Annotated in this window: 10 protein-coding genes and 3 pseudogenes; 8 read left to right on the top strand and 5 right to left on the bottom strand. The window is 68.0% G+C overall.

The annotated features are described in order from the left end of the window. Positions 1 to 95: 95 nt before the first annotated feature. A complete protein-coding gene (locus RIF68_RS02095) occupies positions 96 to 458 on the top strand; it encodes a helix-turn-helix domain-containing protein (RefSeq protein WP_076688374.1) in 363 nt (120 codons plus the stop codon). A gap of 58 nt (positions 459 to 516) precedes the next feature. Here the strand turns inward: RIF68_RS02095 and RIF68_RS36405 are convergent. Next, positions 517 to 987: pseudogene (locus tag RIF68_RS36405) on the bottom strand (tetratricopeptide repeat protein); the annotation flags it as partial. 59 nt (positions 988 to 1,046) lie between these two features. Between RIF68_RS36405 and RIF68_RS02100 the strand changes: the two are divergent. Beyond that, entirely contained in the window at positions 1,047 to 1,310 is a 264-nt protein-coding gene (locus RIF68_RS02100; protein ID WP_076682037.1) for a hypothetical protein, read from the top strand. A gap of 155 nt (positions 1,311 to 1,465) precedes the next feature. On the opposite strand, the gene RIF68_RS02105 is transcribed toward RIF68_RS02100, so the two are convergent. Then, positions 1,466 to 2,674 carry an alpha/beta hydrolase gene (locus tag RIF68_RS02105; RefSeq protein WP_076682039.1) on the bottom strand — a complete coding sequence of 403 codons (1,209 nt, stop codon included), beginning with the start codon at positions 2,672 to 2,674 and terminating at the stop codon, positions 1,466 to 1,468. A gap of 351 nt (positions 2,675 to 3,025) precedes the next feature. On the opposite strand from RIF68_RS02105, the gene RIF68_RS02110 reads away from it, so the two are divergent. Further along, positions 3,026 to 3,508 carry a formyltransferase family protein gene (locus RIF68_RS02110; RefSeq protein WP_309049348.1) on the top strand — a complete coding sequence of 161 codons (483 nt, stop codon included), beginning with the start codon at positions 3,026 to 3,028 and terminating at the stop codon, positions 3,506 to 3,508. Positions 3,509 to 3,552: 44 nt separating this feature from the next. Further along, positions 3,553 to 3,816, top strand: coding sequence for a hypothetical protein (locus RIF68_RS02115; protein WP_309049349.1), 264 nt, complete (start codon positions 3,553 to 3,555; stop codon positions 3,814 to 3,816). Between the two features lie 139 nt (positions 3,817 to 3,955). Here the strand turns inward: RIF68_RS02115 and RIF68_RS02120 are convergent. After that, positions 3,956 to 4,096 (bottom strand): annotated as a pseudogene (locus tag RIF68_RS02120) (IS5/IS1182 family transposase); the annotation flags it as partial. Between the two features lie 125 nt (positions 4,097 to 4,221). Here RIF68_RS02120 and RIF68_RS02125 point away from each other — a divergent pair. Beyond that, entirely contained in the window at positions 4,222 to 4,818 is a 597-nt protein-coding gene (locus tag RIF68_RS02125; protein WP_309049350.1) for a hypothetical protein, read from the top strand. Between the two features lie 639 nt (positions 4,819 to 5,457). Beyond that, positions 5,458 to 5,724, top strand: a complete 267-nt coding sequence (locus RIF68_RS02130) for a hypothetical protein (RefSeq protein WP_076682045.1) — start codon at positions 5,458 to 5,460, stop codon at positions 5,722 to 5,724. A 79-nt stretch (positions 5,725 to 5,803) separates the two neighbouring features. Here RIF68_RS02130 and RIF68_RS02135 read toward each other — a convergent pair whose 3' ends face one another. Then, positions 5,804 to 8,194: an Orn/Lys/Arg decarboxylase N-terminal domain-containing protein gene (locus tag RIF68_RS02135; RefSeq protein ID WP_309049351.1), complete on the bottom strand. Its 2,391-nt coding sequence runs from the start codon at positions 8,192 to 8,194 to the stop codon at positions 5,804 to 5,806. 505 nt (positions 8,195 to 8,699) lie between these two features. Between RIF68_RS02135 and RIF68_RS02140 the strand changes: the two genes are divergently transcribed. Continuing rightward, positions 8,700 to 9,374, top strand: coding sequence for a hypothetical protein (locus RIF68_RS02140; protein WP_076682049.1), 675 nt, complete (start codon positions 8,700 to 8,702; stop codon positions 9,372 to 9,374). A gap of 44 nt (positions 9,375 to 9,418) precedes the next feature. Then, positions 9,419 to 9,850, top strand: coding sequence for a hypothetical protein (locus RIF68_RS02145; protein ID WP_309049352.1), 432 nt, complete (start codon positions 9,419 to 9,421; stop codon positions 9,848 to 9,850). A gap of 234 nt (positions 9,851 to 10,084) precedes the next feature. On the opposite strand, the pseudogene RIF68_RS02150 reads toward RIF68_RS02145, so the two are convergent. Beyond that, a pseudogene (locus RIF68_RS02150) lies at positions 10,085 to 10,212 on the bottom strand (IS5/IS1182 family transposase); the annotation flags it as partial.

A 10,212-nucleotide genomic window follows, 5' to 3' on the forward strand; every position in this document is an offset into this window, starting at 1 on the left:
CTGTGATTCTCCCGTATGGGAGCACGTCATCAGTTACAGGAAACTTATGTCATGTAACACGTGTCCGGCAACAAGCGTCCCCTAAAATGCTGGGCATGGCCGCAGTACCTGAGTCCCACACCGGATGGACGTTCATCACCAGTCACGCGCGCGTGCTGGCAGCCATCGCCGACAACCCGAACATCCGCATCCGCGAGATCGCCGCCCACTGCCGGCTCACCGAGCGTGCCGTGTCGAGGATCATCTCCGACCTGAAGCAGGAGGGGTACCTCACACACACCCGTGAAGGACGTACGAATACCTACCGCATCGATCCGGACAAGGTGCTGCGCCATCCCGCCGAAGCCGGCCTGCCCGTGGCCTCGCTGCTCTCCCTGCTCGTACAGGACGAAACCGAACGCACCGGCGCACCGGCCGCCCAGACGCAGCACCTGGTGGACACCACCGCCGCGAGGTGACACAGCCCATCAGGACGGGTTCGGGGGCGGCCGGAGCATCCACCGCGAGCCGACGGTGGATGTCCATCGCCTGCTCAAGGGCGGACAGAGCCTCCGCCGACCTCCCCGCTCGCGCCATGAGGTCGCCGAGTCCGGACAGTGAGGCGGCGAGTTCGGGTTCGTCGGTAGCCGGGTCGGCCGCCGCGAGCCGACGCTGGATCCCCACCGCCTGTTCAAGGGGAGCCAGAGCCTCCGCCTGCCGTCCCGTCCCTAGTTTGAGAGTGCCAAGGCTGAACAGTGAGGAAGCAAAGTCGGCGTAAGCGTCCGGGTCGCCTGCAGCACGTCGGTGGCGCGCGTGGACGAGGGCGGTGGTCAAGCGCAGTGCGAGGGGTCTGATGATGCGGGAACGGACGGGAGACGTGCAGACCGTGGCTTCGATTGCCTGGCCGGCGCGTGAAGGAGTGTCCACAGCCGTATCCAGGGAGCGCAGGACGTATTCGCCGTGGGTGGCGCGGCCGGCGTTGTAATGGGCGACGGCGGCGCGGACCATGACGGTGATCGCCTCTCTCCGGTCCGACCGGCCACACACGTCCTGCCGCTACGGAGCACGTGTCCGCCTGCGCCATCCCGCAGTCGATCGAGGCCCGCTTCGGCACCGGCCGGGCCGAGGTTGCCGACCTCGCTCTGGACCACGGCGTCCGTCGACGCGGTCGTGCCCGCCGCCCCGGAGGTCTACTGGGAGCCGCGCTGCCGGACCCGCCCCGGCGACTGATCGTCGGCAGCCAGCCCTGCGTCCATGTGGTGCAGACGGACCAGGCCCAAGCGGATCTGCACCGGTCCTGGGAGCACCTCAGCCGTATCGCTCCCAGCTGACCGGCACAGGACCGCGCTTGCCCACCCTCTCTCCGGCGTATGCCCGCATGCCCGGCCTCGTTCTCGGGCATGCGGGCACATGCCGGGCGACGATGCTCGACAGAGCTGGGATCGGCGTTGCGGTCCCGTAGCGGCCAGTTCTCGCGCAACTGCTGTTACACCTGCGGGAAGGCGATTTCTGGCCGATCGGCCGAAGGACCATCGAGTAGGGGGCGTGACAGGCCGCGCAAGTGCGTGTCGAAGAAAGCGGCCGTGTAGTCGCGTGTCAGCTGCCAGGAGCGTTCACCCGAGAGCGGCGCTGCGGGATCGGACAGGCCCAGTCGGTCGGCCAGGACCGGCAGGTCGGTGAAGGTGAAGTGTTCCGCCCCGGCCACCGTCAGCCAGCGCTTCCAGCCGTCCATGCGGGCCCAGGTGCCCCGCCAGTCGCTGTCCGGGCTTGCGGGGCTGTGGGTGGCCCGGGCGCCCATCATCATGAACGGCCGCCCCTCCAGGCCTGCCCCGGCGGACGGGACGAAGAAGTCGCCATCCAGATTCACGCCTGCCCTCACACGGCCGTCGTGCGCCATGAGCGCAGCGGCGGCCGCGCCACCGATGGAGTGCCCGGCCACGCCGATCCTCCGGGCGTCCACCATGCGCGCGTAGGAGAAACCTTCTGGTCCGTTGGAGGTGTCCGTGGGTGCTCGATACGTTGTCAGTTGGTCGAGCACGAAGGAGAGGTCACGGGCTCGGCCTCTGACCACCTGTGCCCGCTCCGCGTCCGTGAGGACTTGGTCGCACGCTCGGCAGGTGAGCACCCGGCCGCCGGGAAAGGACGTGCCGACGGACTCATAGGCGTGGTCCACGGTGGCGACGACGTACCCGCGACTGGCCAGATCGTCGGCCAGGACGGTGAGTGTGGTGCGTGGCATGGAAAAGCCCGGTGACAGCAACACCAGAGGGAAGCGGCCGTGCGCCGGACGGGCATCAGCGCGCGCGTGGGTACGCACACCGCTCACGACTTCGGCGGGCACGGCTCCGGCCAGACCACGCGCCTCCAGCAGCAGCCGGGCCTCCTCCCGGGTCATGTAAGCCGCCGGAGCACTCCTTCCACCACGGGCCGGATAATGCACTGACACCATCAGCTCCCTGTAGCCCGAGGGCACCCACGGGTCCCGGCGCCCGTGGTCGGACAGATGTAGCACCTGTCTCCCCACTGCATACCGGCCCTCGGGCCGCGGCAACGAGACCTCCGAGTCTGCCGTGTTCCGGGCGGAGATCACGGGCGTAGGAGCGGGGGCGGCCACGGCGACGCCCGGGCCCTGGAACACGAGGGTCAATGTCAGACCGAGCAAGGTGCCGGCGGTGGCACTGTGGGTGATGTTCATGGCACCGGACTGTAGGCTGCCGACCGACTACAACTCGTCCACCTGCAGCGGTAGTTAGTCCTACCTCCGCAGGATGGGGCATCTCAGCCTCAGGTCTCACGTCCCCGCTCAACCGGCTGCCTGCCCAGCGGGGCTGAGCCCGCTGAGCGGGGCGGTAGGCGGACCGAGCGAAAGCCGGCCGGAAGCAGGCAAGAAGAAAAGGTCGCTGCGGCACTGCCGCGCAGGTGCTTGTCAGCGTCAGCGTGGTATGGATGGGCGCGTTCCACAGTTCCTTACGCAGCATTTTCCCGGACTTCTCGACAGCGCGCCCCGCCGCCGCCCGTGGCTACTCCACCAGTCATCAGCCGATCGATGGTGCCCGGCCGCACCCGTCGGCCGTACTCCACGACGGCATGTCCCCCCACCCCCCGTCAGGACTCACAGGGCCACTTTGTCGATCTGGCGGCGCAGGCCGACGCGGCGAGTGTTCCGCTGCTGCGGCCACAGAGCGTCAACTCTTCCGATACGGTCGTCGCCCTCAAGGAACTGGACCCGGATTACCTGCTGATCGCGAACTTCCAGCAGATCCTGTGTGAGCCAGTGCTGGTGGTCCCCCGTCGCGCGGTGGTCAATTTCCACCCGGGCCCGCTTCCCCGCTACGCGGGTCTCGCTCCCTTCTTCTGGATGGCGCGTAACGGCGAACGGGACGCCGGTGTCAATGCGTTGATCACCATGCCGGGCATCGACGACGGCCCGATCCTCGCCCAGCGGCCGGTGGCACTGACCGCGACGGAAGCGGTCGGCGAGATCCGGGACAGGCTCTTCGCCGAGTCCGCCACCTGCTGCATGAGGTGATCCCTCGGCTGGTCGACGGTGACCTCACGGCAGCGGCACAGGACATGGAGTCCCGTAGCTACGTCTCCGCTCCCACCATGGAAGACACCTCGATCCCGCAGATCATGGCGGAGGAGTTCCCGACCGGGACACGGGCCACGGGCATCAGGCTCCCCTACGGCCTGACCGTCTCGGTGTTCGGCGGAACGGCTCCCCACCTTGCAGCAGCGACCGGACACGCCGGGCAAGTCATCGCGTACTCGGCGTACACGGCGTTCGCGAGCGTGGTGAGCCTCTGCTTCCTCGCCCGGAGGCGTGCGGAGCCCTAACGAGCGGGTCCGATCACGAGGCCTCACTGCAGGCACGCGCCCACGCACTGGCCTGCGCACTGCCACACCCCGACTGTTGAAGCGAAGCGCAGTACGCCGAGACGGTGTCCTACGTGGTGAGGCGGACGAGGCGTTTGTATCAGCACAGGACGGCGGCGAGGCCGAGGAAGGCCAGGCCCCAGCGGCGGCGGTCCAATCGTTTGCTTGGCTCGGTTCCCGTGTTCGCGACGCGTACTCCGATGCGTTTGCCACGTAACCATTTCCGCAGGTCGATGCGGTTCCTCCGTCGCCCTCACCTGGTGGAGACATCTCGCACCCCAGTATCGGAAAGCTGCCGCCGAAGTACCTGCCTATACGTCAGACTCTGGTTTGCGGCACACGGGAGGTGAAGTAGAGGAAATCCGGTTGAAGCGAGTAAGGGAGAGCGACGCGGTGCTCAATGGGTGGTACGGACAGGTAGAGAAGACGGTCGGCAGACGGAACGCCTTGAGGTATACAGGCCTGGGACTGGTGACGCTCGTACTGACCGCTTGCGGCGGGAAGAAGAGCGGCGACGGCACGACGAACCCCGAAGGCAGCAAGTCCGTCCGGGCCACGGTCACCGGAGCGGCGATCGCGGCGTTCGCGCGTGGTTCTTGGGACCTGACCATCCTCCCCAAGGGACAGGTCAACGACGAGTACACGCGAATCAGCATCACCGGCCGCACGTGGAGCCTCGATGACGGGGACGTCACTGGATCGTACGAACTCACCAGCCGCAAGCTCGTGGTGACTGTGAACGACCAAAGTGCGGAAAACATCTGGGTCGGTACAGGGCTCCCGGGTACGGTCGGGGAGGACGCGTCGTTCACTCTGCGCTGGGGAGCTGACGCCACATCCGATCCTGTCGACGCGGACTCGCCGGTGGACACGACACCCATCGCGTTGCCCGTGTCCTGGGACGGGCGGACGCTGAAAATCCAGGCGCAGAACGGATTGTCCATCAGCGCCGTACGCGTCTGAGGTCCCTGTACGGCGCGGGGGGCCTGCGGCAGGCCAGGGCGGATTCTCCGCGCTCCGCGGACATCCCCGCGTAGGCCGATGGACTGGGTGCCGGGCATGGTCGCAATCGACGGCTGGACGGTGCCAAGCGACTTTGCGAGGGCCGGGTCTGGCCGACCGCCGCGCTGCGCTCATCGGCACCCTGCTGTCCACCGCTGTCGGCATGTCCGCTCCCCCGTTGTGTTCTTCGCGGTCCTGCAGGAGGGCCGCTGGCCTACGGGCCCGGCATGACTGTTCCCCCTCTGTGGAACGCATGACCTGGAGGTGGTGTCACCGGACCCGAAGGGTGCCGTGCGAGACGCCCGATGAGAGGCCCGCCTACCGCTTGGCCGAGCGCAATGCCCGGTACCCCGTTGTCCCCGCGAGATACCTCGGCCGCTACGGCGCTCGCTGTTGCGCGGCTTCTGCCGACCACGGGTCCGCTGGGACGACACCACGGCATCCTCAGCCCTTGCCGTCTGTCTGACAGCCCACCGCCATATCCAATTGCCTTGGCGGGGACAGTTCGTCGAGTGCGCAGGGGAGTTCGGGGCATTCGACCAGTGGAGGGCCGGCCGCCTTGGAACCGGATCCTGGAGCGACGATCCGCAGGAGCGAGAGATGACCACGCAGTACGGCAACCAGACGACCGGGCAGCACCACCCCCCGGCCAAGAGCGGTGCCAGCGAGAACGTCCTCAGCAACATCGCGATCGTGCTGGGAGCGATCGGCCTCCTCTTCCTGCCGATCGTTTTCGGCCTAGGCGGGCTGGTCCTCGCCCTCATCGCCAAATTCGCCCGACACGAACGCTTCTCCACCATCGCCCTGATCGTCAGTGCCGTCGGACTGATCGGCGGAATGATCCTCGGCGCCATCGTCGCCGGCTAGCAGCACACGGGCCCGGGGCCTCCGGTCGGAGGCTACGGCTGGCCGCTGTCGGACGGGCTCCGGGCGCTTCGCCGCGGTCTCAGTCCATTCTTGTGGCGCTCTTCGCGCCGCGCCGCTGTACCGGAGTCGTGGCCCGGGTGAGCCCTTCTTGCTGGTCCGGACGCAGACACTCGATCAGGTAGTCGCCGGTGTCGGGGGCACGGGTCACTCCGTGCGTCTCGCTGCCGAAGCCGGGGAAGTGCTGGTCGAAGGACTCCAGGGCCCTGAGATAGCGCAGGAGAGGGCCGTCTTGCCGCCCGGCGCTCTCGCCTGGCATAAGGACCGGGATGCCGGGCGGCGTGACCGTGACCATCGCCGCGGCGACCCGGCCCGGTGCGTCCGCCAGCGGGATCCGCTCGGTGCCGCCACGGATCAGGCGCTCATAGCACAGACGGGGCGGAACGACTGGTTCCGGAAGCTGCTGAAAGGCCAGGTCGAGGAGTTCCACCAGGCGGGCATCGCGCAAGTGGTCATGCATTTCCTGGCACAGGTCGCGCAGGCTCCGTCCCGCGTAGCGCCGCGGGTGCTCGGCGACCAGGGCGGGCAGGACACGGTCCAGCGGAGCGTCACCGTCGAAGAGGTCCTTGAAGTCCATCAGGGCGTCCAGCAACGTGCCCCACTTACCCTTCGTGATGCCCATGGAGAACAACACCAGCGTCGTGTAACTGTCGGTCTTCTCCACGACGATGCCGCGCGTGGTCAGATAGGCCGTGAGCACTCGCGCCGGAATACCCCAGTCCCACAGCGCACCGGTCGCGCCGAGTCCCGGACATGTCAGGGTGACCTTGATCGGGTCGAGCATGCAGTAGCCATCGGTCAGACCGGGGAAGCCGTGCCAGTCGGCGTCGGGGTCGAGATGCCAGCAGGACGGCTCGGTCCGCAGCAGCTCAGACGGGGCCTCGTCGAACGGCAGCCGTGTCCCGCTGCCGGGATCGGTCACCTCATCCGGCTGCCACACCCCGAAGAACCAGGGCGGCCGGTCCCCGGCGGACCCGATCCGCCGCCCGAGCCGCACCATCTCCTGCCGGAAGCGGACCGCCTCCGACACTGCCTCGTCCACGAGCCACTGGCCTTGCGGACCGTCCATCATCGCCGTGGCCACGTCCAGCGAGGCGATCATCGGATACAGCGGCGACGTCGTGCCGTGCATCATCAGTGCCTCGTTGAACCGGTCGTGCTCCACCGGCGCCCGCGGCGCGGACCGGACGTGCACCATGGCGCCCTGCGACAGGGCGGCCAGCAGCTTGTGGGTGGACTGAGTCGCGAAGACCGTCGGCCGGTCGGGGCCGGGGAACGCCTCCTCGTCCACCGACATGCCATAGCGCCCCGCATAGAGCGGATGGAAGCGGGCATAGGCGAACCACGCCTCGTCGAAGTGCAGCCGAGGGGCGCCGGCAGCGAAGGCCCGGGCAGTCACCACCGCGTCATAACACAGGCCGTCGTAAGTGGAGTTGGTGAACACTGCGTACTGGGCACGCGACGACACCGCGTCCTCCGTCAGGGGGCTTGCCGCGATGCGCGCCGCCACCGCGTCCGCTGCGATCTCAGCCGGTGGCAGCGGTCCGGCGAGGCCATAGCCGTTGCGGGTCGGGACCAGGTACACCGGCCGGGCGCCGGAGACGACCAGGCCGTGCAGCACCGATTTGTGGCAGTTGCGGTCCACCAGCGCGATCTCGTCGCGGGTCACGCTGAAGTGGCCGACCAGACGGTTACAGGTGGAATCACCGTGCAGGACGAAGTAGGTGCGGTCGGAGCCGAAGACCCGAGCCGCATTACGCTCCGCCTCACCGATCGGCCCGGTGTGCTCGAACAGCGAACCGAGCGCCTCCACCGAGATGGACAGATCGCTGCGCAGCAGCCGCTCCCCGAAGTAGTCGTGGAAGGCCCGCCCCACGGGTGATTTGAGGAAGGCCACACCGCCGGAGTGCGCCGGGGTGTGCCATGAATACTCGTGCGCGTCGTCGAAACGCCGCAGCGCCTTGAAGAACGGCGGAAGCAGGGCCTCCTGGTAGACGCGCGCGGCGGTGGAGATCCGCCCCGCGATGAACGCAGGCGTGTCCTCCAGCGGCCACACATATCCCACCACCGACTGCGACACCCACAGCGGAATCTCACCCAGCCCCTCCTCCGCCATGACCAGGAACACCGGCAGATCCTGGAACCGACGCCCGATCCGGCGTAGAACCAGCGCGCCACCCGGCCCGTCCTCCGCTCCAACTCCGGCTCGGGGCGGAAGATCCCAGGCGACCACCGCTGCGGCCAGACCGGCCTCCGTCCTGAGTACCGCCTCGGCATCGGAGACGCTCACCACCCATCGGATCTGGAAGCCTCGCGCCCGGATCCCCTCGGCGATCCGGGCCAGTTGTCCGGCGGTGGCGCCCGCGCCCTCCGGGTACTCCGTCACCGCGACCAGAACCGTGCCATCGGCCATGCCGTCCCCCTCCCCGGTGGCCCGTGCCACCCTGAAACACGAGTGTTGACGGCCCCCACACGCACGATCATCCGACTCCGGCCAAACCACTCCATCGGGGGAAAACTCGGGTTATCTGCTGACGTGCCAGCACCGATACCGTCGGATCACGGCGTGAATCTCGGCGGGGTGGCTGTGACGTTGTCCAGCGACCCCGGCATGACGTCTTCGAGCGGCCCCAGTTGCTGAGGCTCGCGGGTACATTGAGGGGTGGTGACGGGGCGAAGTCGCCCCACCTTGGCTCTTGCGGTGAGACGGTTCCTGTGGTCTCCGGCAGGGGCGGTGCCGTGGATGTCTTTGTCCAAGCAAGAGCTGTTCGACCGGATCCGGCGGGGCAGCCGGCAGCGGCAGATGTCGATCCGGGCCCTGTCGAAGAAGTACGGCCTCCACCGCCGACTCGTACGCGAGACTTTGTCCTCCCCGGTGCCCACCCCGCGCCGTCGGCCAGTGCGGACGTCACCTCGGAATGGAGCCGTACAAGAAGACGGTCGATGCCTGGCTGCGCACTGATCTGGAAGCTCCGCGCGAGCAGCGACACACCGTGCGGCGGATCACTGCGCGGATCGAGGAGGAGTTCGGCGGGGCGATCCCGTATCCGACGGTCCGGGACTTCGTCGCGGCCACTCGCAAGGAGATCGCCGCCCAAGCCGGAGCACCCGTTGAGGCATTCGTGACCCGGCACAACGCGCTCGGCGCGGATGCCGAAGTCGACTTCGGGGACGTCTACGTGGACTTGGCGGGCCAGCGCACCCGCTGTTATCTGTTCGCCTTCCGGCTGGCCTACTCGGGCAAGGCCGTCCACCGCATCTCACGATCGTGCGGTCAGTGCGGTCAGCAGGCGTTCTTTGATGGCCACGTCCACGCGCTGACGACGCTGAGCGGGGTGCCGGCCGGCCAAGTTCGCTACGACAACCTCACTCCGGCGGTGAAGCAGGTGGTCTTCCACAGTCGCTCGCGGGAGGAGAACCCGCGCTGGACCGCTTTCCACGCGTACTACGGATTCACCCCGTTCTACTGCGAGCCGGGCCTGCGCGGCGCGCATGAGGAGGGCGACGTCGAAGGCCAGGTCGGCTACTTCCACCGCAACTACCTCACCCCAGTGCCGCAGGTGGACAGCCCGGATGAATCAACGGCCGATTAGCCGAGTTCGAGGCGAAGGAGGACGAGCGGCGAATCGGGGCCAGGATGCGGACGATCGCGCAGGACATCACCCGCGAGGCCAATTACTTGCTGCCCTTGCCGGACGATCCGTTCACCACCGGCATCACACTCACGCCCCGTGTCGACCGCGATGGCCTGATCACCGTGAAGATGTGCCGGTACTCGGTCCCGGTCCGCTACATCGACCGCAAGGTCACTGCCACCCTCACCTGCGACGACCTGACCGTCTATGACGGCCGGCGGGAAATTGCCCGACACCGGCGACTGACCGAACGTGGCGCCGGGCACCTCGTGCTGGACCACTATCTGGAAGCCCTGCTGACCAAGCCGGGGGCGCTGGAACGCTCCGAGGCCCTCCACCAGGCCCGCGCCGAGGGCACCTTCGCAGCCGTCCATGAAGCGTTCTGGGCCGCCGCAAGAAGGCCCTCGGCGATGCCGAGGGAACGAAAGCCCTGATGAAGGTGCTGTTGCTGCACCGGCATCAGCAGCACGGCGACGTGGGGGCCGGGATCCGGCGGGCTCCCGCGGCGGTCACCTTCAACGAGGACGTCATCGCACTGGAGGCCCGCAAGGCGGCCCAGACGGCCGGGCGGGCACCGACCGTCACTGCAGACACCCTCGCCCCGGACAGGACATCTCGCCGGTGGGTCCAGCGGGTCAGTTGCTTCCAGCGCTTGTGGTCGGCGAGGGCGCATAGGCGAACACATCGGCCAGCGTGCGCAGCCGCAAGCCGGGATGGTCGGGGATCGCACACCCCCACTCGGCCAGGAGGGCGCGCACTTCTGTGATCGCGCGGGTGATGGTGGAGCGGTCGACGC

The organism is Streptomyces sp., from assembly GCF_031178505.1.
In the GTDB taxonomy this organism is placed as follows: domain Bacteria; phylum Actinomycetota; class Actinomycetes; order Streptomycetales; family Streptomycetaceae; genus Streptomyces; species Streptomyces gulbargensis.